We start from the raw sequence: 22,624 nt of genomic DNA on the forward strand, positions 1-22,624 counted from the left end.
CACTCCATTTCCGGGCGTTAAGGGCGTTGCGTCGAGCGATTGAGACCGAGTCAGTTTCGGGCGATCAGGGTGGGATCGTAATTCCCCTGGCGCTCGGCCTGGGAGAGCATGGCGACGCCCTGGGTATCGCCCTGTTTGGCCAGGCTCTCGAAGATGACCCGGTAGGCCAGCACGGCCTGCACGTAATCCCGGGTCTCCCGGAAAGGGATGCTCTCGACGAAGCGGTCGAATTCACGCGGCGCACTGGTCAGCCATCGATCCACGCGCTGGGGGCCGGCGTTGTAGGCCGCCGTCGCCGCGATCCGGTTGCCGCGATAGCGCTCCAGCATCGAATGGATGTAGGTGCTGCCCAGGCGGATGTTGATCTGAGGCTCGAACAGCTCCGAGGTGCTGGGGGCGCTGATGCCGAGATTACGGGCGACATGGTCGGCGGTGCCCGGCATCAGCTGCATCAGCCCGCGCGCTCCCACCGGGGATGTCGCCTGCGGGTTGAAGGCACTCTCGCGCCTGGCGATACCCATCAGCAGGTAGGGGTCGACCTGGTTGAGCTCGCCCCACTTGATGAACGAGTCGCGATAGGCCGCCGGAAAGCGCCAGGGCAGAGCGTCCCACTGTTTCGCGGCAATGGTGGTCTGTATCGCCATGCCGAACCAGCCCTGACGAATCGCGTAGTCGGCCAGTGCCTCGGCCTGGTCCGGTGTGTCGCGAGCGGCGGCGGTATACCACTCGCTACGCGCCAGGCCCTCTTCGCCGATGCGCATCAGCGCCTCGGTGCGCTTCACCACCGGCAGCATGCCCGTCAGTTCCTGCTGTAACGTCGAGACCTGGGTATTGGCCATCTGCAGCTGATAGGGCTGCCCCAGGCGATCGGCGGCGGCAAAGCCGAAAAAGCTACGATCCTGTGCGGCCAGCTGGTAGGCCTGGCGCGCCTTGGCCTCGTCTCCCATCGCCTCGCTGGCGCGTCCGAGCCAGTACTGCCAATGGGCCTCCGCCCGTACGTCGGGCGGGAGCGCTTCGCTCCAGCGCGCGACATTGGGCCAATTGCCTTCGGTGACCGCATTGCGAATGCGCAGCTCGATCAGATCGGCGTCCGCGAGACGCGGTAGCGTCGTGTCGACCCAGCCCTGGTTGTTGTCGACGTCGCGAACCATGGAGTAGAACGCCAGGTCGTGCTCTATCCGGTGACGTCGCTCCTCGCTGAGCGACACATGGGGCGCAATCTTGCGCCAGGCCTCCAGCGAGGCTTCGGTATCGGCGCGCGTCAGGCCGTGCATGGCGGCGGCGATCAGGGCTCCGCTGGCCTCGCCGTCAGGCCCCAGGTCCAGCGGAACCCGGGTCACCCCGGCATAATTGCCGCGGACGCTATCGAAGCTGTCGATGGCGCGCTGCCAACTGTCGTCCAGGCCGCGCTCGAGGTAGGTGACCAGCCCGTCCTGACCGTTCTCCCACGCCAGCATCATGCGCTCCCAGGTGTCCTCGTCGGTCAGCACGCCGCGCTGCTGAAGCGTCGAGAACAGAGTGTCGCAGGCCTCGGGCTGGGAGGCGCCGACGTGCCACAGCTTCTCCCCGCCCGCCGCGGCCTCGGCCGGATCGCGGTCGAGAAGCGCGGTGTAGTAGTAGCACTGACGGATGGTCGCGGAGGGCTCGCCATCGCTGATCGCCAGCAGGTCGTCGAAGCGTCCCAACTGGCCGAAACGGGTCTGGGCGGCGCCGCGCATCCAGTCCGCCAGCGGGGAGTCGCATTGGCGAACGATGAAGTCGTTGACCTCCGCCGCAGACGCAGTGGCGAGCCGGGCACGAAGCCGGTGGTACTCCACGTAACCGGCCAGTACATGGTCCTGTATGGCGGCCTGGTCGATATCGTCCCAGCGCCGGTCGCGGGCGGCATCCAGCGCCTGCTTCATGATCCGGTCGTCATTGGTGCTGACGTCTGGCGACGTCACGACGGCCTGGGCACCGGTGCTCAAGCCCATGGCGCCGGCCAGGCACCAGCTGAACCAACGTCTGCGGATGGGCAATGCGGGCATTGGGTCTCTCTCTTTTTTCGAAGCGCTCTCGTCGTCGAACGCGGCTGATCTGATCGTGCGGCCGACGACAGCCTCGCCAGCGCCGGAGGCGGCGCCGCGGCCGGGCCGTCCGCCAGGACCGGGTCGACTCATGGCGACCATCGTCGCCGATGGGGAGCGACTTGGGTAGCCCCGTTTCACAACGCCAACGTTGAATCTTGGTCGAATCGTGACCATCTATAGGGCCAGGTAACGGCGATCGCGCCTTCTCCCCCCATCCATCACTAGAGGTTCGACCATGAATCCCTGGCGTTTCGTGACCCAGCTCTCCCGCCTCAGACAGCGTGGCGGCGCCTTGGCCCGGATCGGACGCGCCTTTCGCGTCTTCGGACCCATGAGCATGGATGTCCTTCGTGGACGCTACCGCCCCATTCCGTGGGCGGCTTTCGGGTGGATGGCGCTGGCACTGGTCTACCTGGTGTCGCCGCTGGACCTGATCCCCGACTTCCTGATGATCATCGGGCTAATCGATGACGTCTTCATCGTCGGCTGGTTGCTGACGCGGGTCGACCGGGCGATGGGCGACTATCGCCGCTGGAAGGGCATCGACGACGAGGTCGTCGTCGACTGAACGCGCTTCCCGCGCGCATGGCTTGAAATGGGGCTGGCCAGCCCCATATCGCAGAGCACCCGATTTCGTTCGTCTTTATTTCCCGTTTCGTCTTCATTACGAAAAACCGTCAAGAGGCCATCAATGACCACCGCGACTCAAGAAGAAACGCTAGGCTTTCAGACCGAGGTCAAGCAGCTTCTCCATTTGATGATCCACTCCCTGTACTCCAACCGGGAGATTTTCCTGCGTGAGCTGATCTCCAATTCGGCTGACGCCTGCGACAAGCTGCGCTACGAGGCGCTGGAGAATGACGGCCTCTACGCCGGTGATGCCGAGTTGCGCGTCGAGATCGAGCATGACGCCGCGGCGGGCACGGTGACCGTGCGCGATACCGGTATCGGCATGAGCCGCGACGAGGTGATCAAGAACCTGGGGACGATCGCCAAGAGCGGTACCGCGGATTTCCTCAAGCAGCTCTCCGGCGAAAAGCAGAAAGACGCCAAGCTGATCGGCCAGTTCGGCGTGGGCTTCTACTCCGGTTTCATCGTCGCCGACGAGATGGTCGTGCGCACGCGCCGCGCCGACAGCGATCAGGGGGTCGAGTGGCGCTCGAAAGGCGAGGGCGAGTTCACCATCGCCGACATCGACTACCCCCAGCGCGGTACCGAGATCGTGCTTCATCTGAAGGATGACGCCAAGGAGTTCGCCGACGACTTCCGGCTCAAGAATCTAGTTCGCAAGTACTCGGATCACATCGATGTGCCGGTGCGCATGCCCAAGGTCGAGAAGGCTCGCGACGAAGAGGGCAACGAGATCGAAGGCAGCGAGACGGTCAGTTGGGAGACCGTCAACGAGGCGACCGCGCTGTGGGTGCGACCCAAGGCCGAGATCGGCGACGACGAGTACAAGGCGTTCTACAAGCATATCGCCCACGATTTCAGCGACCCGCTGACCTGGAGCCACAACAAGGTCGAAGGCAAGCTCGAGTACACCAGCCTGCTCTACGTGCCGGAGCGTGCCCCGTTCGACCTCTACCAGCGTGACGGCGTGCGCGGGCTTAAGCTCTACGTCCAGCGTGTCTTCATCATGGACGATGCCGAGGCTTTCCTGCCGCTCTATCTGCGCTTCGTCAAGGGCGTGCTGGATTCCCGCGATCTGCCGTTGAACGTCTCCCGCGAGCTGCTGCAGAAATCGCCGCAGGTCGACTCGATGAAGTCGGCGTTGACCAAGCGTGCGCTGGACATGCTCAAGAAGCTGTCGAAGGACAAGGAAGCCTATCAGACCTTCTGGAATACCTTCGGTGACGTACTGAAGGAAGGTCCGGCGGAGGATTACGCCAACCGCGACAAGATCTCGGGGCTGCTGCGTTTCTCGACCACCCATACCGACAGTGCGACGCAGGACCAGTCGCTGGCGGATTACGTCGAGCGCATGAAGGAGGGCCAGAAGAAGATCTATTACATCGTCGCGGACGGTTTCAACGCGGCCAGCCACAGCCCGCACCTGGAGATCTTCCGCAAGAAGGGGATCGAGGTCCTGCTGCTGCATGATCGCATCGACGAGTGGCTGATGAGCCATCTGACCGAGTTCGACGGCAAGTCTTTTGCCGATGTCGCCAAGGGCGATCTGGAACTCGACGACATGGCCGATGAAGCCGAGAAGCAGGCCCAGGAAGAGACGGCCAAGTCGAAAGAGGAACTGGTCAAGCGAGTCAAGGAGGTGCTGGGCGATAATGTTCAGGAGGTGCGGGTCACCCATCGCCTGACCGATTCTCCGGCCTGCGTGGTCCTGCCGGAGCACGAGATGGGCTTCCAGATGCGTCGCATGATGGAGGCGGCCGGGCAGCCGTTGCCGGAAGTGAAACCTATCCTCGAGCTCAATCCGGAACACGCCCTCGTGTCACGACTCGAAAGTACCGAGGGGGGCAATTTCGACGATCTGGCCCATATCCTGCTGGATCAGGCGGTCATTGCCGAGGGTGGCCACCTCGACGATCCGGCAGCCTACGTCAAGCGCCTCAACCTGCTGCTAAGTGCCTGATCGATATCAGGCATCGCGCATGTAGCGTGTCATGGCCGGCCTTCGTGGCCGGCCATTCTTTTACTGAAAATGGGCTAATTGCACCTTTTTTCCTCAAGTTTGCAGTCAATGGCTGGTAACCTGCCGACTTCTTTTCAACGGAGGAGCGAGCATGTCGCGTTCCTTTTTATCGTGTTTGTCTGAATTTTCCCCCGTCGACTCCCGTCGGCGCAGTCGTCGCAAGCTACCGCAGCACGCCGCCGTGGCCATCGTGGGACTGGGGATCACGCTCAGCACTGCAACGTTTTCGATAGCGGCTCATGGCGAACCGCTCTCAAAAACTCCTCAGTCGCCCCCTCACACCGTGTCGACGCTCACGTCTCGCGTTCACCCCCCGGCCCTGGATCCGGTCAGTGAGCTTCCGGATCTGGGCGAGATCAAGGCGGGCCCGAAGCGCAAGGCCGCTTTCCTGAGCATGCTGGTCCCCCTGGTGCAGGCCGAGAACGCCCGCATTCAGAGCGACCGCAACTGGCTGTTCGCGGTCAGCACCCGTGTCAATCCGCTGCGCGACGACGAGAAGGCGCGTCTGGCGCGACTGTGCGACGCCTACGGGGTGACCTGCGAGCCGGGCCAGGTGAGCCGGGAGCTGCTCAGCCGGGTCAATACCATTCCGCTGGAGATGGTGGTGATCCAGGCCGTCGAGGAGTCCGGCTGGGGGACCTCGCGCATCGCCCGCGAGAGCAACAATCTGTTCGGTATGCGCTGCTTCTCGGCCGGCTGCGGCATTGCCCAGAACGGCACCTCGCGGCGCTTCCAGGTGTTCGATAGCGTGCGTGACGGCGTCCGTGCCTATCTGCACAACCTGAACACCCACCGTGCCTATGCCCAACTGCGCCAGGAGCGCATGGTGCTCGCCACGAGTGGCCGTTCGATCTCGGCCGAGCGGCTGATCGGCAAGCTGCACAACTACTCGACGTCACCCAACTATCAGCAGCAGCTGTTGTCGCTGTTGCGCACCAACGGTGACCTGATCCGGGATCATGGCATCGACGATCCTTTCGCGGCAGGCAGCCCGGCCTGATTCGTCAGGCCGAGTACTCGACTCGAACCGGACCTCGCGAGCGCTACCGAGGAGAGATCGTCGGGTAGCGCCGGTTCGTGTGTGACCGCTCTTTTGGGCTAGACTACAGCCAATCCCCGCCAACCCGAGGAGGCCGCCATGGCCAGCGCGACATCCCTCGAGTCACTGACCTTCGACAATGTCTGGTCTCGCTTTCCCCAGGACTTCTTCAGCCGGGTGAACCCAACCCCCTGGCGCGACACTCGGCTGCTCGACGTCAGCCCTGCGGGCGCCGCGCGGCTGGGGCTGGATGTGGACGATATCGATCGGGAGCGGTTGACAGCCCTGATGAGCGGTGAGCGCCTGCTGGACGGCATGGAGCCGCTGGCCCAGAAATACACCGGCCACCAGTTCGGTACCTACAACCCAGCGCTCGGCGACGGCCGCGGGTTGCTGCTGGGTGAGGCGATGACGCCGCAGGGGCCGATCGACCTGCATCTCAAGGGTGCCGGCCAGACGCCTTACTCGCGTTTCGGCGATGGCCGCGCGGTACTGCGCTCCTCGATCCGCGAATATCTGGCCGGGGAGGCGATGACCGGGCTCAAGATCCCCACCACTCAGGCGTTGGCCGTCGCCATCAATGGCGAGAAGGTCATGCGCGAGCGTGTCGAGCCGGGCGCGACCCTGCTGCGGCTGGCCGAGAGTCACGTCCGATTCGGTCACTTCGAATGGCTCTACCAGCAGCAGCGGGTGGAGGACATCGAGCGGCTGATGCGCCACTTGATCGATCGCCACCGCTCAGACCTGGCCCAGGAGGAGGCGCCGCTCGAGGCGCTGTTCCAGGACGTGGTCACCCGCACCGCCGAACTGGTCGCCCGCTGGCAGGCGTACGGTTTCGTGCATGCGGTGATGAACACCGACAACATGTCGATTCTGGGACTGACGCTGGACTACGGTCCCTATGCGTTCATGGATCGCTTCGAGTCCAATCTGACTCCCAACCATACCGATGCCTCGGGTCGCTACGCCTTCGACCAGCAGCCGGGCGTGGCGTTGTGGAACCTGACCGTACTGGGGCAATCACTGACGCCCTTGATCGAAGTGGCGCGGCTGCGTGAAATGCTCGACAGCTACGAGCCCACGTTGCAGGCAGCCTACGCCATCCTGATGCGGGGGCGTCTCGGGCTCGAGACCGAGCAGGAGAGCGACGGTGAACTGATCGACGAATGGCTCGACCTGCTCGAGCGCTCGCGGGCCGATTTCCATCGCAGTTTTCGCGCACTGAGTGACCGGGATGTGGTCGGTGGCCTGTCACTGGCCGAGGAGTTCGACAGCCCCGCGCTCGGTCCCTGGCTCGAGCGCTACCATCAGCGGCTGGCTTGCGAGCACCGCGGGGAGACCGAGCGTCTGGCGGCGATGCGGCGTGTCAATCCGCTCTATGTCCTGCGCACCCATCTGGCGCAACAGGTGATCGAGGCAGCGGAGGAGGGCGACACTCGTCCACTCGCCACGTTTCGCGAGCTGCTTTCATCGCCGTTCAATCGTCGACCCGGCATGGATATCTGGGCCGAGGCACCGGCGGCGAGCGCGCCACCGGTATGCCTCTCCTGTTCGTCCTGATGGCCAGGTGCCGGTGGATTCCACCGGCATTATCGGTGATAAGTCATTCGTTATAAGTTGGATAACGAAAATGTGACGTTCATTTTTTAATATTGAAAACAAGCGGTTGTTGGCGGTTTTAAACATAACGCATTCATTATGCCTGCCATAAAATATTGATCGGGTTGGTTTTTCTCCTAATTACTTGATTCGCCTCCATTCTTGCCGGAAAACTGTCGTACCTATCCACAACGCTCAACCCGATGATCGTTGCCTTCTCTGCCTGGCTCATCGCTGCCGGGCACTGGGCCGCTGCGTCATCGGCGAACCGGTCATCGGGAATCGTTGAGCGATATACGAAAGAAGGAATCTCGACACATGGGTGATCATCGGGAGAACGACGAATGAAAATTGGGGCGCCGAAGGAGCTCGCCAAGGGAGAGGCGCGGGTGGCGCTGACGCCCGAGAGTGCGCAGCAGATACAGAAACTGGGGCATGAGTGCCTGATCGAGAGCGGTGCCGGCGTGCTGGCCGGGTTCAGCGACGAGGCTTATCGCGATGCCGGTGTCAGCGTGGTGGAAGGCGCTGCCGCCCTTTGGCGCGAAGCCGAGGTGGTGATCAAGGTGCGCGAGCCTCTGGCCGAGGAGACCGAGCGGCTAAGGGAAGGGCAGACGCTGATCACGTTCTTCTGGCCGGCGCAGAACGAGGAGAATCTCGAGCGTTGCCGTGCCAAGGGCGCGACGGTGGTCGCCATGGACATGGTGCCGCGGATCTCGCGTGCCCAGAAGATGGACGCGCTCTCCAGCACCGCCAACATTGCCGGCTACCGTGCCGTGATCGAAGCCGGCAATCAGTTCGGGCGCTTCTTCACCGGCCAGGTGACGGCAGCGGGCAAGGTGCCGCCGGCCAAGGTGCTGATCGTCGGCGCCGGCGTCGCCGGTCTGGCGGCGATCGGTACCGCCACCAGCCTGGGCGCGGTGGTGCGCGCCTTCGACGTACGCCCGGAAGTCGCCGAGCAGATCGAGTCGATGGGCGCCGAGTTCCTGTTCCTCGATTTCGAGGATAGCCAGGATGGCGCGGGCAGCGGCGGGTATGCGGCACCCTCCAGCCCCGAGTTTCGTGACAAGCAGCTGGCACTGTTCCGCGAGCAGGCGCCGGAAGTGGACATCGTCATCACCACCGCGCTGATCCCGGGCCGGCCGGCACCCAAGCTGTGGCTCGAGGACATGGTCGCGCTGATGAAGCCCGGTTCGGTGATCGTCGATCTGGCCGCCGAGAAGGGCGGCAACTGCGATCTGACCGTACCCGACGAGCGCATCGTCACCGACAACGGCGTGATCGTGGTCGGATACACCGATTTCCCCTCGCGCATGGCGACCCAGGCTTCGCTGCTCTACGCCACCAACATTCGCCACATGCTGACCGATCTGACGCCGGAGAAGGATGGCGTCATCGTCCATGACATGGAGGATGACGTCATTCGTGGGGCCACGGTGACGCACGCCGGTGAAGTCACCTTCCCGCCGCCCCCGCCCAAGGTCAAGGCGATCGCGGCTGCCAAGCCCAAGCCCAAGGTCAAGGAGCCGACACCGGAGGAGAAGAAGGCGGCCGATCACGCCGCATTCCTGGCCCAGAGCAAGCGCCAGATCGGCATTCTCGTCGCCGGTGGCGTGCTGATGTGGTTGCTGGGGATGGTCGCGCCGGCGTCGTTCATGCAGCACTTCATCGTTTTCGTCCTGGCCTGCTTCGTCGGGTTCCAGGTGATCTGGAACGTCAGTCACTCGTTGCATACGCCGTTGATGGCGGTGACCAATGCGATCTCCGGCATCGTCATCCTGGGCGCGATCATGCAGATCGGCTCCGGCAGTGGGCTGGTGGCGCTACTGGCGGCCGTCTCGGTGCTGATCGCGTCGATCAACATCGTCGGTGGCTTCCTGGTGACCCGTCGCATGCTCGCCATGTTCCAGAAATCCTGACCCGCGGAGAGAAAGGCAATGTTGCAACATGAGTTCGTTTCCGCCGCGGCGATCGCGGCGAGTGTCCTGTTCATCCTCTCCCTGGGCGGGTTGAGCAATCAGGAGAAGGCCAAGCGCGCGGTCTGGTACGGTATCGTCGGGATGGCGATCGCAGTGTTCTTCACCGCCCTGGGGCCGCTGATCGGCGGCTACGGCTGGATGATCCCGATGATGCTGGTCGGCGGTCTGGTCGGCGCCTGGCTGTCACGCAAGGTCGAGATGACCGAGATGCCGCAACTGGTGGCGGCGCTGCACAGCTTCGTCGGGCTGGCGGCGGTGTTCATCGGCTGGAACGCCGAGCTGGAACGCGCCCGGGTCATGGCGATCAAGGCCGCCGGTGTCTCCTTCGACGGGCTGTCGGCGTTCGCCGCGACCCTGGCCCACAAGACGCCGGCGGAACTCGCTTTCCTGCAGGGTGAAGTGGTGCTGGGCGTGTTCATCGGTGCGGTAACGTTTACCGGCTCGGTGGTGGCGTTCGGCAAGCTGGCCGGCAGGATCGGCGGCAAGCCGCACAAGCTGCCCGGCGGGCATCTGCTCAACGCCGGCGCGGTAGCGCTGTGCCTGCTGCTGGCCATCGCCTATTTCAACGGTGCCGGTTTCTGGACGCTGTTGCTGCTGGCGGCGCTGGCGTTCTTCATCGGCTGGCATCTGATCATGGGCATCGGCGGCGCCGACATGCCGGTGGTGGTATCGATGCTCAACAGCTACTCCGGCTGGGCGGCGGCGGCGATCGGTTTCACCCTCTCCAACGATCTGCTGATCGTCACCGGGGCCCTGGTCGGTTCCTCCGGTGCGATTCTCTCCTACATCATGTGCAAGGCGATGAATCGCAACTTCGTCAGCGTGATTCTGGGCGGCTTCGGCGGGACCCAGGGGCCGGCCGCGGAGATCGAGGGCGAGCAGATCGCCATCGACACGGGTGGCGTGGCGAGCGCGCTCAACGATGCCGACAGCGTGATCATCGTCCCCGGTTACGGCATGGCCGTGGCCCAGGCCCAGAACGCGGTGAGCGATCTGGTGCGCAAGCTGAGGGCGGCGGGCAAGGAGGTACGTTTCGGTATCCATCCCGTCGCCGGCCGCCTGCCGGGGCACATGAATGTGCTGCTGGCGGAGGCCCGCGTGCCCTACGACATCGTGCTGGAGATGGACGAGATCAATGACGATTTCGCCACCACCGACGTGGTGATCGTCATCGGCTCCAACGACATCGTCAATCCGGCGGCGCAGGAAGATCCCGCGAGCCCCATCGCCGGCATGCCGGTGCTGAAGGTTTGGGAGTCGAAGCAGGTGTTCGTGTGCAAGCGAGGCCAGGGCACCGGCTACTCCGGTATCGAGAACCCGCTGTTCTTCAAGGACAACACGCGCATGCTCTACGGCGATGCCCGCGCCAGCATCGACTCACTGGTGGGGATGATCGACTAGGTCATGTCGGCAGCGTCGGCAAGCGATAACCGGGAGGCAAGGATTGGTCGAGAGGCGGGCCGATCCTTGACGACACATGGCCGAGCCCGGCTTTGGTGCCAGGCCTGGCGACCGCGACCTGCCGTCGATATCGCTGATTTGGCAAGAGCAACGCCCCGTTTTCGGGGCGTTTTTTCGTTACACTGTGGGTATCGCTCATCGTCAATGGAACGACCATGTCAGACAAGCACGGGTCAGAACAACGCATGCAGGTCGCGGTACTCGGCGGGGGCAGCTTCGGGACCGCCATCGCCAGCATCGCCGCCGACAATGGCGCCGAGGTTCGTCAATGGCTGCGCGACGAGGCCCTGGTCGATCAGATCAACCGTGAGCACCGAAATGGCCGCTATCTGCCGGACTATCCGATCAATCCGGCAGTGGTGGCCTCCACCGATCTGGCGACCACCGTCGCCGAGGCCGCCGTGGTGTTCATCGCGATCCCCTCCAAGGCGTTCCGCCAGGTGCTTCAGCAGGTGCGCCCGCATCTGAGGCCGGAGCAGATTCTGGTCAGTACCACCAAGGGGATCGAGGCCGACGGCTTCAAGCTGATGAGCCAGGTGATCGAGGAGGAGACCGGCTCGTCGCATATCGGGGCGTTGTCCGGCCCCAACCTGGCTGCGGAGATCGCCCAGAAGCATCTCACGGCCACGGTGATCGCCAGCGACGACCCGGTGACGAGGGCCTACGTCCAGGCGGCGCTGGGCTGCAGTTACTTCCGCGTCTATGCGGGCAACGATCGTTACGGCGCGGAGCTCGGGGGCTCGCTCAAGAACATCTACGCCATCGCCGCGGGCATGGCGGCGGCGCTGGGCATGGGCGAGAATACCCGCAGCATGTTGATGACCCGGGCGCTGGCCGAGATGAGCCGCTTTGCGGTGGCCCTTGGCGCCAATCCGATGACCTTTCTGGGGCTTTCCGGCGTCGGCGACCTGATCGTGACCTGCTCATCCGAGCTGTCGCGCAACTACCGGGTTGGCTATGCCCTGGGCCAGGGACACGATCTCGACTCCGCCATCGAAGTGCTCGGCCAGGTGGCGGAAGGCGTCAACACGGTCAAGCTGGTGTGCGAGAAAGCCCGCCAGGAGGATATCTACATGCCGCTGGCCCAGGGACTCCACCAGGTCATGTTCGGCGGTATCCCGGCCAAGGACATGGCCAAGGCGCTGATGGAGAGCGAGCAGAGCAGCGACGTCGAGTTCATGCTGTCGCGAGAGGCGGTCTCCCGCGCTCACGACCTCGCGCCGGACAACGATTGATGGGCTGGCTGGCGGTGGTGCGACATGGCGAGGCGGGGCCCGGGCGTCCTGACCGGGAGCGTCGATTGACCCCGCGTGGCGAACGCGAGGCGGAGGGCGCCGGGCGATGGTTGGCCGCTCGTCCCGAGCTGCAGGGGGCGATAGTGTGGGCCAGCCCGTACGATCGCGCCCAGCAGACGGCGCAGGCCGTGGTCGAGGCGACGCGTTGCGACCTTGAGACCGTGGACACGATAACGCCGGATGACGATGTCGATGCCCTCGTCGAACGACTGACGGCACTCGAGTTGTCGCGACCCTTGATCATCGTCAGCCATATGCCGCTGGTCGGCGCATTGGTCGGGCGGCTGGTCGAGGGCTCCCCTGGTGCCGGCATCGCCTTTCCGACCGCCGGCATCGCGCTGCTCGAGGCCGATGTCTGGGCGGCGGGCTGCGCCACGTCGAGGGCCTTCGTCGGGCCTCCACATGCTTGAGGCGCGAGTGGTACACCGGGATCTCCAGCCTCTATTCACTGTCGAGATAGCCCCGTTCACTGTCGAGATAGCCCCGTGCGATCCACGGAATCGATAGGCCGCCGAATGAGTCATGACAGCCATGGACGATAACAGCACCAGGGGGCGCTCTTCCCGCTCCACCGGCAGCGCACGTCTGACCGACGTGGCGCGGGTGGCGGGCGTGGCGCCAATGACCGTGTCGCGGGCCCTCAATCGGCCGGAGCTGGTCAGCGAAAGCACGCGGCTGCGGGTGCAGCGGGCGGTACTGGAGACCGGCTACGTGCCCAACCGGGTTGCCGGCGCACTGGCGTCGAGCCGCAGCCGGCTGGTGGCGCTGCTGGTGCCGACGGTGGCGCACTCGCTGTTCGCCGAGGTGGTGCAGACGGTGATGGGCGTCCTGGCCCCGCAAGGTTATCAGGTGCTGCTGGGCCTGACCGGCTACACGCCGGAACAGGAGGAGACGATTCTCGAGACCGTGCTGAGCCGCCGGCCCGACGGGATCGTGCTGACCGGCTGCCGTCACTCGGCGCTGACGCGTCAGCGACTCCTGTCGGCCAAGGTGCCGCTGGTCGAGATCTGGGACATGAGCGACGACCCGGTGGACATGTTGGTCGGGTTTTCCCATGAAGCGGTGGGGCGTGCCGTGGCCGAGCACCTGCTGGCACGTGGCTATCGCCGGTTCGGGCTCATCAGCGCGGATGATTCCCGCGGCAGGCGCCGCGTCGCCGGATTCATCGGTGGGCTCGAGGGCGCGGGCGAGGGCACCTATCAGTTGCGCGAGGTCGGTACACCCTCGAGCATGCCCTGGGGGCGAGGCATGGGCGCCGAGTTGCTCGATAGCCATTCGCTCGATGCGATCGTCTGCAGTTCCGATATCCTTGCCTTGGGTGTGCTGGCGGAAGCGCAGAGTCGCGGGCTGGCGGTGCCGGATCGACTGGCGATCATGGGGTTTGGCGATAGTAGCTATGCGGGTGCCAGCTTCCCGGCGCTGAGCACCGTGCGTATCGACGGTGCCGCCATCGGCCTGCGCGCGGCCGAGCATCTGCTCCAGCGGATGGCCCAGCCGACGTTCGAGCGCGCGGGCCAATCACAGGATGTCGGCTTCGAAATCATCGATCGCGACACCACCTGACCGTCCAGAATCCGCCAGGTGCGCCTTTCATCCTTTGGTCGAAGCCGCTCCCGTGACGCTTTGTCATACAAACTGATTGCGCTAACATTTCCTTGTCCAAGACTCGAATGCTGTAGTGATAGCGCAATCATTCGCAGTGTCGAGACCCTCGGGAGCCAAGCCTCCCAGCTACGATAACGAGGAATCCGAATGTCTAGCGATTCGATCCGCTGGGTCCGTTTTTCCCATGTGCGGTTGCCACTGGCGACTCCCATCAGTGATGCCAAGGTACTGACCGGTCGCCAGAAGCCCATGACCGAGGTCTCGTTTCTGTTTGCCGAGATCGAAACCCGCGACGGTCATCAAGGTATCGGCTTCAGCTACTCCAAGCGCGCAGGGGGGGATGGTCAGTTTGCCCACGCCAAGGAGATCGCTCCGGCCATTCTGGATGAGGACCCCAGCGACATCGGCAAGCTCTGGCAGAAACTGGTCTGGGCCGGTGCGTCGGTGGGGCGTAGCGGAGTGTCGACGCAGGCGATCGCCGCCATCGATGTCGGGCTGTGGGATCTCAAGGCCAGGCGGGCCGGACTGCCTCTGGCCAAGCTGCTGGGTGCGTATCGCGACTCCGTGCAGTGCTACAACACCTCGGGAGGTTTTCTGCACACGCCGATCGAGGAGGTCAAGGAGAACGCCACGCGCTCGCTCGAGAACGGTATCAAGGGCATCAAGATCAAGGTTGGCCAGCCCGACTCGCGTCTCGACCTGCAGCGGGTGGAGACGGTGCGCAAGCACTTGGGCGATGACGTCCCGTTGATGATCGACGCCAACCAGCAGTGGGATCGTGCCACGGCACTGCGCTTCGGCCGGGCCATGGAGCCTTACAATCTGGTGTGGATCGAGGAACCGCTGGACGCCTACGACGTGGAGGGGCATGCCGCGCTGGCCAGCGCGCTGGACACGCCGATCGCGACGGGAGAAATGCTGGCGAGTGTGGGCGAGCACATGGAGCTGATCAAGCATCGCAGCGCCGACATCATTCAACCGGACGCGCCACGCATCGGTGGGATCACCCAGTTCCTCAAGCTGGCGACGCTGGCGGATGCCGCCGGTCTGCAGTTGGCGCCGCACTTCGCGATGGAGATTCACTTGCATCTGGCGGCCGCTTATCCGGCCGAGCCGTGGGTCGAGCATTTCGACTGGCTCGAGCCGCTGTTCAACGAGAGCCTGGAGACCCGTGACGGTCGCATGCGAGTACCGGATCGGCCGGGGCTCGGCATCACGCTGACCGAGCAGGCACGTCGGTGGACGGTGGCTAGCGCCGAGTTCGGCAAGCGCGGCTAGCAAAGCCGGAATCAATAGCTGCGCAGGTGAATCGCCGCGTCGCCCGGTGCCGGGGCGCCGGGCGCCTTGCGCTTCATCTTGCGCGCGGACTGCTGCGGCGTTTTTGAAACGATTGAATATCGAGGAGTGCGATATGAGTTTCCCCAAGATTACCAGGATGACCGTGATGCCGGTCGCCGGCTACGACAGCTTCCTGCTCAACCTGAGCGGCGGCCACGCACCTTGGTTCATTCGCTGCCTGTTGATTCTCGAGGATGATGCCGGTAATCAGGGCGTCGGCGAGATTCCCTCCAGCGAGGGCATCCTCAAGGGACTCGAGCAGTGCCGTTCCCTGGTCGAGGGGGCTCGCGTCAACGAGGTCAAGCAGACGCTCAATCGTGCGCGGCGGCTGCTGGCCAGTAACGGCCGCGAGGAGCGGGGCCGCCAGACCTTCGACCTGCGCGTCGCCGTCCATGTCCTGACCGCCATCGAATCGGCGTTGTTCGATCTTTACGGTCAGGCGCTCGGTCAGCCGGTCGCCGACCTGCTGGGGCGGTTCGGGCGTCAGCGCGATGAGGTCGAGGCGCTGGGCTATCTGTTCCTGCTCGGCGATCCGGGCAAGACCGATCTGCCATATCCCAATGCCGACAGTCCGGCGGATGCCTGGGACGAGGTGCGCTGCAGGGAAGCCCTGACGCCGGACGCGGTGGCCAATCTGGCCAAGGCGGCCTATGAGCGTTATGGCTTCAGGGACTTCAAGCTCAAGGGCGGCGTCCTGCGCGGCGAGGAGGAGGCCGATTGCATTCGAGCGCTGCACGACGTCTTCCCCGAGGCGCGGCTGACCCTCGATCCCAACGGGGCCTGGAAGCTCGACGAGGCGGTCAGGATTCTCGAGCCGATCAAGGAGATTCTGAGCTACGCCGAAGACCCTTGTGGCCAGGAGGATAGCTGGTCGGGTCGAGAGACCATGGCCGAGTTCAAGAAACGTACCGGGCTACCCACCGCCACCAACATGATCGCCACCGATTTCAAGCAGTTGCAGTATGCGGTGGCACTCAATGCGGTCGACATCCCCCTGGCGGATTGCCACTTCTGGACAATGCAGGGCGCGGTCATGGTCGGCGAGCTGTGCGACGAGTGGGGCATGACCTGGGGCTCTCACTCCAACAATCACTTCGATGTCTCCCTGGCGATGATGACCCACGTGGCAGCAGCCTGCCCCGGCAATATCACGGCCATCGATACCCACTGGATCTGGCAGGATGGGCAACGCCTGACCGAGCGACCCTTCGAAATTCGGGATGGCAAGTTGAAAGTGCCGAAGACGGGGGGGCTCGGGGTCAAGCTCGATATGGCCCAGGTGGAGAAGGCCCACGCGCTCTACAAGTCGCTCGATGTGCGCAGCCGTAACGACGCCATGGCGATGCAGTACCTGATCGATGGCTGGTCGTTCGATCCCAAGCGCCCGGCGCTGGTGCGTTGAGTCGGCTGTATCAGCTCGGAGTGGGCCTGCGCCGGCCGCGCTGCATCAATGGCCGAGGAGGAGCCGGAAGCGGGCATCAGGCAGGGTAGCGGGCAGGACGAGGGCGTCAGAGGAGAGAGGAGGGTACTGCTAAATTACCTTTAGATACTTAACTTGACACTTGGTTTCATGACACTATGAGTTCCCCTGAGCGGTAGGAGCTCATCATGCGCGTGATCGGTGCCGTGACCGGCCTGTGCGTATTGCTGATCGGCATATTCGTGGCCTGGAGCTGGGCCACGCGTGAGCCCGAGGGTGAGATACCGAGTGTCGAGCCCAGCGGTTGGGAGTACCGCTGGGGCGATTCACCGCAGGATAGCGCCGGGCTGCCTGCCTGGCTGAACCCCGCTGCCCCCGGCTGGCAGCCGATTGCTTTTCCCGCCGACCCTCCGGCGCGTGACGGTCGCGACAAGGTGTGGTTTCGCCTGCGCCTGCCGGGCAACCAATGGCACGATCCGGTGCTGTTCATCTCCAGCATCGATCTGATCGCACAGGTCTATCTCGGCGACCGGCTGATCTACCAGCACGGCGACTTCGACGAGGGCGACGGGATCGCCTTTGCCGGCTGGCCCTGGCACATGATCGCGCTGCCTCAGGACTTCGACGGGCAGACCCTCTGTCTGCGTATCTTCTCCGACTACACCAGTATCGGCCTATGGGGCCAGGTGCGCCTGATGGAGCGCGGAGAGGCCTATCGTCAGATCATCCGGCGCTCGGCCTGGGACGTGGCGGTGAGCGCGCTAGCCCTGGCGCTCTCGGTGTTCGCCGCGATCTTCGCCGCCAGCGGGGTCGAGCGGCGCAGCTTCGGTGCCATCGCGCTGTTCGCCGGCGCCTCGGGGCTGATGCTGCTGGCCGAGGCGCCGGCACGGCAATTGATCGCCGGCAACCCGCTGGGATGGGATCTGGTCAGGGCCTTCAGCTATTACATGCTGCCGGTGGCGACCGGGTTGATCCTGGCCCACTGGCTCCAGGGCCGTCCGCGGCGCTGGATGCAGCGGCTGTGGGCGCTGCATCTCGCCTACGTGGTGCTGGTGCTGGGGCTGGTCCAGGGAAATGTGATCAATCTGTCGCTGACCTTTCCGATCTTCGACGGCCTGCTGGTGGCAACGCTGCCGGCGATGCTGGCACTGGCGCTATGGCAGTGGCGCGCGCTGGATGGTACCCAGCGTACCGTGGTGCTCTGCTTCGCGCTGTTCGCGCCGTTGCTGCTGGCCGATATGCTGGTGGCCCACGGCTTCATCTCGTGGCAACCGATACCGCTGAGTTTCGGCTCTCTGGCCTTCTCACTCTCCTGCGTGGCGATCTCGCTGCACCGCTACCATCGGGTCCATCGTGAGCTGGCCCGTTCCCACGAGACGCTGGAGCAGCAGGTGACAACGCGCACCGAGGAGCTGGCACGACTGGTCGAGGAGCTCGAGGGGCTATCCTATCGCGATGCCTTGACCGGGCTCTACAACCGTCGTCACTTCGACGCCGCCTACGCCCAGGCGTGCCGGCGGGCGGTATCACGCGGCGAGTGTCTGACACTGGCGATTCTCGATCTCGACCATTTCAAGCGGATCAACGATCGCTTCGGGCATGACGCCGGCGACAACGTGCTGGTGACCCTGGCCGGGCTGCTCAAGGCGCACCATGAGGTCGGCGAGAGCGTCTGCCGCCTGGGCGGCGAGGAGTTCGCGCTGTTTTCCCACGCCTCGCCGGCGGCGCTGGCCGAGCGCCTCGAGCGGCTGCTGGGGCGGCTCCTCGCGACGCCGCTCAAGCGTGGCGAATTGTGCCTGGGCCATGTCACCTTCTCCGCCGGTATCGCCAGCTACCCGGTGCACAGTGCAAGTCCAGACAGCCTGCTGCGACTGGCCGACGAAGCGCTCTACCGCGCCAAGCGTGGCGGGCGCAGTGCGGTGGCGATCTATTCGGCCTCGGCCGCGCCGTCCCTGCAGGAGGCGGATTCCGGTCGCGAGCGGTGCGGTGCGAGCGGCGATGCTCAGCCGCCGCGGGCGGAGGCGGGGCAGGGGTGACCGGCGAGGCAGTACCTGATCGCCGGACGGTCGTTCGATCCCAGGCGCCCCTCACTGATGCGTTGATGCAGGGGGCGCGATTCTTGATCTGGAGAGAGTGGGAAGGAGTCGCCTCGGAGGCGCCACATCTCTCTCCTTCGAGAATCGAAATCCGCGTCACCTGAAATGCCAGTTCGATTTCTCGGTTAACGAAAAGAATCATGAAGTTGTCATTTTAAGTAATAATTTAGAGACAAAATTTTGTTTCATGACAATGAATTATCAGACATTCGTCTGCGATCCCAAAGTCTAATATTGTTCTAAGTATGATGTATGGCAGCCTGTGAAACGATAACAAACAGGCGACCCATCGCTACAGGAGCAGATCATGCCGCAATCTCTTTTCTCGAGAATGACCGTGCCGCTGACGGCGCTATTGACCGCCGGTGCGCTGATGGGCGTCGCCGCGAGTGCCTCGGCGGAAGATTGGAGAGGTTGGAACGTCCACCCCGATGGTTATCCCAACTCGCTGGCGCTGAAATCCTTTGCCGACGAGGTCTCCGACAAGACGCAAGGCCGGGTCAATCCGCGCGTCTACAACAATGCGGTGCTGGGCGATCAGCCGGATGCGATCGATCAGACGCGCAGCGGGGCGCTGGACTTCGGCAATTTCAACATGGGGCCGATGGGCCCGATCGTGCCGGAAACCGACGTGCTATCGCTGCCATTCCTGTTCGACAGCGTCGACCAGATGTACCGGGTCATGGATGGGGACATCGGCAAGCGCTTCGCCGACGCGCTGGCCGACAAGGATCTGATCGCGCTGTCGTGGTTCGGCTCCGGTGCACGAAGCTTCTACGATACCGACCACCCGATCGAGGAGCCGGACGACGTCAAGGGGCTGAAACTGCGGGTCATGAACAACGACCTGTACGTGCAGATGGTCGATGCGCTGGGCGGCAACGCCACGCCGATGTCCTATGGTGAGGTCTTCCAGTCTCTCAAGACCGGGGTCATCGACGGTGCCGAGAACAATTTCCCGTCGTTCGAATCCAGCAACCACTACGAAGTCGCCAAGTACTTCTCCGAAACCGATCACCTGATCATTCCGGAGTGCCTGTGCATCGCCAAGACGAGCTGGGACGCACTCTCCGACGAGGACAAGTCGATCGTGCGCACCGCCGCGGAGAACGCCGCCACCGAGCAGCGAAAACTATGGGCGGAGCAAGTCGAGAAGAGTCGCGAGATCGTCGAGAAAGCGGGCGTGAAGGTCAACCAAGTCAAGGACAAGAGTGCGTTTCAAGCTCGGATGGAGCCCATCTATCAGGCATTCATCAAGGAGCATCCCGACCTGGAATCGCTGATCGACGATATCCGCAACACCCAGTGACAACTGCAGGGGGGCGGGGCCGGGTCACCGGCGCTCGCCACTCGCTCTCGACATCGATAGGACAACCCACGTGGACAAGGTTCCGGATTCGGCTTCCGCCCCTGGCTCGACATCGGACAGGGTGCTGGATGGTCTGGCACGTCTGTGTCTGATCGTCGCCGGCATTCTGCTGGTGTTTCTCATCTTCTCGTTCGGCTGGCTGGTGTTCGGGCGCTACGTGCTCAACGACACACCGACCTGGATCGAGCAGTCGTCGCTCTTGATCGTCGTCTACATCACCTGTCTCGGCACCGCGGCCGGGGTGCGCTTCAATTCCCACTTGAGTATCGATTTCCTGCGAGAGGGCGCGCCCCGCGTACCCCGCGCGATCATGCACGCCATCGCCGATGGCTTCGTGATCCTGTTCGGCGCCTTCATGGCGTGGCAGGGCGGGCTGATGGTCATGAACAACGCGGGGCGGCCGATCCCGATGATCGGATTGTCGGAGAGCTGGCGAGCCGCGCCGCTCGTCGTGTGTGGTGTACTGCTGGTGATCTTCACCGGCGCCAATCTCATCAAGCGATGGTTTTCGAACCCGCGGGCGGGGAGCTGAATTCATGGGACTGGCAATACTCTTCGGTGTTTTCCTGCTCGGCCTGATCGTGGGCGCTCCGATCGCTTTCGCCGTGGGACTCGCTTCGATCGTGACCTTTCTCTACGAAGGACTGCCGCTGTTCGTGGGCTTCCAGCGTATCGTGTCGGGAATCTCCGTCTTTTCGCTGCTGGCGATTCCGTTCTTCATCTTCGCCGGCGAGCTGATGCTCCATGGCGGAATCTCAAGCCGGCTGGTGCGTTTCGCCTCGGCGGCCGTCGGGCGCATGCGCGGCGGGCTCGGCATGGTCAACGTCACCTCGTCGATGCTGTTCGGCGGCATTTCCGGGTCGGCGGTCGCGGACACGTCCGCGCTGGGCTCGATCCTGATCCCGGTGATGAAGGAGAAGGGTTATGACACCGACTATGCGGTCAACGTCACCGTCACTTCCTCCATCGCCGGTGTCGTGATTCCGCCGAGCCACAACATGATCCTCTATGCGGTGGCCGCCGGCGGGGGTGTCTCGGTGACGCAGCTTTTCGTCGCCGGCATCGTGCCGGGGGTGCTGATGTGTCTGGCCCTGGCGGTGGCGGCCTATCTCGTTGCCGTCAAGCGGGGCTACGGTGGCGAGGCGTTTCCGGGCTGGGCGGCGCTGGTGGTCAGCTTCTTCGCCTCGTTACCGGGCCTGCTGACGGCGGTGATCATCGTCGGCGGTGTGCTCTCCGGCATCCTGACCGTGACCGAGTCGGGGGCGTTCGGCGCCATCTACGCGATCGTGATTACCGGCCTGGTCTACCGGGAGCTGCGCTGGTCGGCCTTCAAGACAGCGGTCTACCAGGCCGTCAAGACCACCGCGCTGGTCATGATCCTGGTCGGCTGTGCCTCGGCATTTTCCTACCTGCTGGCACTCTACAACGTGCCGGAGCTGCTCGCCGAGGCGCTGACCTCCATCTCCAGCAATCCGGTGGTGGTGCTGTTGATGCTCAATCTGCTGCTGCTGGCACTTGGCATGATCATGGACATGGCGCCGTTGATCCTGATCTGCACGCCGATCTTCCTGCCGGTGGCGCAGCAGTTCGGCATGGATCCGATCCAGTTCGGCATCCTGATGATGATGAACCTGGGAATCGGGCTCTGCACGCCCCCGGTCGGCGGCTGCCTGTTCGTCGGCAGCGCCATCGGCGGGATCAAGATCGAGCAGACGGTCAAGACCATCTGGCCGTTCTATCTGGCACTGTTCGTGGTACTGATGCTGGTGACCTATGTCCCCGCCGTGTCGTTGGCGCTGCCGAACTGGCTACAGTGATCCCGTTTCCCACGTCAGGCCCGACCCGATTTGGGCCCTGGACATCCTGTGAATGATCTGACTCGAGGAGTCGACCGATGTTGAACCGACTGTTGGTCACCGGCGCCGCCGGTGGCGTGGGTCAAGCGATCCGCCCTCATTTTTCCCGGCTGGCCCGACAGGTACGCCTGTCCGATATCGCCGATCTGGGCAGTGCGGCCGATCACGAGGAACTCGTTTCCTGCGAGCTGTCGGATGCCCAGGCCGTCGCCCGGCTCGTCGACGGTTGCGATGGCGTCGTCCACCTGGGAGGCATCTCGGTGGAGAAGCCCTGGGAAGGTATCCTCCAGGCCAATATCATCGGCGTCTACAATCTCTATGAAGCAGCTCGCCAACAGGGCAGGCCGCGAGTCGTGTTCGCCAGCTCGAATCACACCATCGGGTACTACGAACGCGCGACGCACATCGATACCCAGGTTCCCCACCGGCCGGATTCGCTCTACGGCGTTTCCAAGTGCTTCGGCGAGGATCTGGCGAGTCTCTATTTCGATAAGTTCGCGATCGAGACCCTGAGTGTTCGTATCGGCTCCTGCTTTCCCCGGCCCAAGGATACCCGGATGCTGGCCACTTGGCTGGGAACCGAGGACTTCGTGGCGCTACTCGAGCGCGCCTTCCAGGCACCACGGCTGGGTCATACGGTGATCTACGGGGTTTCGGACAACGATGAACGCTGGTGGGACAACCGCCATGCGCAGTTTCTCGGTTGGGTGCCGCAAGAGAGTTCGTCTCCGTGGCGTGATGAGGTGGAGGCCCAGGCCCGCCAGGCGCCCCAGGATCCGCAGGACCCGGCGGTCGTCCGCCAAGGGGGTAAATTCGTCACCCTGGGGCATCCCGACGACGAAACATGAGCC

Annotated in this window: 17 protein-coding genes; 16 read left to right on the forward strand and 1 reads right to left on the reverse strand. The window is 63.9% G+C overall.

The annotated features are described in order from the left end of the window. Positions 1 to 50 precede the first annotated feature (50 nt). A complete protein-coding gene (locus DOM45_RS12375) occupies positions 51 to 2,027 on the reverse strand; it encodes a transglycosylase SLT domain-containing protein (protein WP_110600940.1) in 1,977 nt (658 codons plus the stop codon). Positions 2,028 to 2,304: 277 nt separating this feature from the next. Between DOM45_RS12375 and DOM45_RS12380 the strand changes: the two genes are divergently transcribed. From DOM45_RS12380 to DOM45_RS12455, 16 genes are all read left to right on the forward strand, one after another. After that, complete coding sequence (locus tag DOM45_RS12380; RefSeq protein ID WP_240612378.1) at positions 2,305 to 2,637, forward strand: YkvA family protein; 333 nt, start codon at positions 2,305 to 2,307, stop codon at positions 2,635 to 2,637. A gap of 123 nt (positions 2,638 to 2,760) precedes the next feature. After that, positions 2,761 to 4,659 (forward strand): molecular chaperone HtpG, encoded by a 1,899-nt coding sequence (gene htpG, locus DOM45_RS12385; protein ID WP_110600942.1) that lies wholly within the window; start codon positions 2,761 to 2,763, stop codon positions 4,657 to 4,659. 343 nt (positions 4,660 to 5,002) lie between these two features. Then, positions 5,003 to 5,719, forward strand: coding sequence for a glucosaminidase domain-containing protein (locus DOM45_RS12390; protein ID WP_240612379.1), 717 nt, complete (start codon positions 5,003 to 5,005; stop codon positions 5,717 to 5,719). 138 nt (positions 5,720 to 5,857) lie between these two features. Further along, on the forward strand, positions 5,858 to 7,318 hold the full coding sequence (locus DOM45_RS12395; protein WP_110600945.1) for a protein adenylyltransferase SelO: 1,461 nt from the start codon (positions 5,858 to 5,860) through the stop codon (positions 7,316 to 7,318). A gap of 383 nt (positions 7,319 to 7,701) precedes the next feature. After that, positions 7,702 to 9,273 (forward strand): Re/Si-specific NAD(P)(+) transhydrogenase subunit alpha, encoded by a 1,572-nt coding sequence (locus DOM45_RS12400; RefSeq protein WP_110600947.1) that lies wholly within the window; start codon positions 7,702 to 7,704, stop codon positions 9,271 to 9,273. Positions 9,274 to 9,291: 18 nt separating this feature from the next. Continuing rightward, entirely contained in the window at positions 9,292 to 10,734 is a 1,443-nt protein-coding gene (locus DOM45_RS12405) for an NAD(P)(+) transhydrogenase (Re/Si-specific) subunit beta (RefSeq protein WP_110600949.1), read from the forward strand. A 215-nt stretch (positions 10,735 to 10,949) separates the two neighbouring features. Further along, positions 10,950 to 12,029, forward strand: a complete 1,080-nt coding sequence (locus DOM45_RS12410) for an NAD(P)H-dependent glycerol-3-phosphate dehydrogenase (protein WP_240612380.1) — start codon at positions 10,950 to 10,952, stop codon at positions 12,027 to 12,029. After that, positions 12,029 to 12,499 (forward strand): phosphohistidine phosphatase SixA, encoded by a 471-nt coding sequence (sixA, locus tag DOM45_RS12415; protein ID WP_110600953.1) that lies wholly within the window; start codon positions 12,029 to 12,031, stop codon positions 12,497 to 12,499. The genes DOM45_RS12410 and sixA overlap by 1 nt, the downstream gene beginning before the upstream one ends. Before the next feature lie 112 nt (positions 12,500 to 12,611). Then, complete coding sequence (locus DOM45_RS12420) at positions 12,612 to 13,652, forward strand: LacI family DNA-binding transcriptional regulator (protein WP_205909450.1); 1,041 nt, start codon at positions 12,612 to 12,614, stop codon at positions 13,650 to 13,652. A 189-nt stretch (positions 13,653 to 13,841) separates the two neighbouring features. Further along, the gene (locus DOM45_RS12425) at positions 13,842 to 14,972 is read left to right on the forward strand and encodes an L-talarate/galactarate dehydratase (protein ID WP_110600957.1); all 1,131 of its coding nucleotides are present in this window, start codon (positions 13,842 to 13,844) and stop codon (positions 14,970 to 14,972) included. A 133-nt stretch (positions 14,973 to 15,105) separates the two neighbouring features. Further along, positions 15,106 to 16,434, forward strand: coding sequence for an enolase C-terminal domain-like protein (locus DOM45_RS12430; RefSeq protein ID WP_110600959.1), 1,329 nt, complete (start codon positions 15,106 to 15,108; stop codon positions 16,432 to 16,434). Positions 16,435 to 16,640: 206 nt separating this feature from the next. Then, positions 16,641 to 18,488, forward strand: coding sequence for a GGDEF domain-containing protein (locus DOM45_RS12435; RefSeq protein ID WP_110600961.1), 1,848 nt, complete (start codon positions 16,641 to 16,643; stop codon positions 18,486 to 18,488). 367 nt (positions 18,489 to 18,855) lie between these two features. Further along, positions 18,856 to 19,857 (forward strand): TRAP transporter substrate-binding protein, encoded by a 1,002-nt coding sequence (locus tag DOM45_RS12440; RefSeq protein WP_110600963.1) that lies wholly within the window; start codon positions 18,856 to 18,858, stop codon positions 19,855 to 19,857. Between the two features lie 70 nt (positions 19,858 to 19,927). After that, on the forward strand, positions 19,928 to 20,449 hold the full coding sequence (locus DOM45_RS12445; RefSeq protein WP_110600965.1) for a TRAP transporter small permease: 522 nt from the start codon (positions 19,928 to 19,930) through the stop codon (positions 20,447 to 20,449). A 4-nt stretch (positions 20,450 to 20,453) separates the two neighbouring features. After that, entirely contained in the window at positions 20,454 to 21,734 is a 1,281-nt protein-coding gene (locus tag DOM45_RS12450) for a TRAP transporter large permease (protein WP_110600967.1), read from the forward strand. 77 nt (positions 21,735 to 21,811) lie between these two features. Beyond that, on the forward strand, positions 21,812 to 22,621 hold the full coding sequence (locus DOM45_RS12455; RefSeq protein ID WP_110600969.1) for an NAD-dependent epimerase/dehydratase family protein: 810 nt from the start codon (positions 21,812 to 21,814) through the stop codon (positions 22,619 to 22,621). The last annotated feature ends 3 nt before the right edge of the window (positions 22,622 to 22,624 follow it).

The sequence above is a fragment of the Salinicola lusitanus genome (genome assembly GCF_003206045.1).
Classification (GTDB): Bacteria; Pseudomonadota; Gammaproteobacteria; order Pseudomonadales; family Halomonadaceae; genus Salinicola; species Salinicola lusitanus.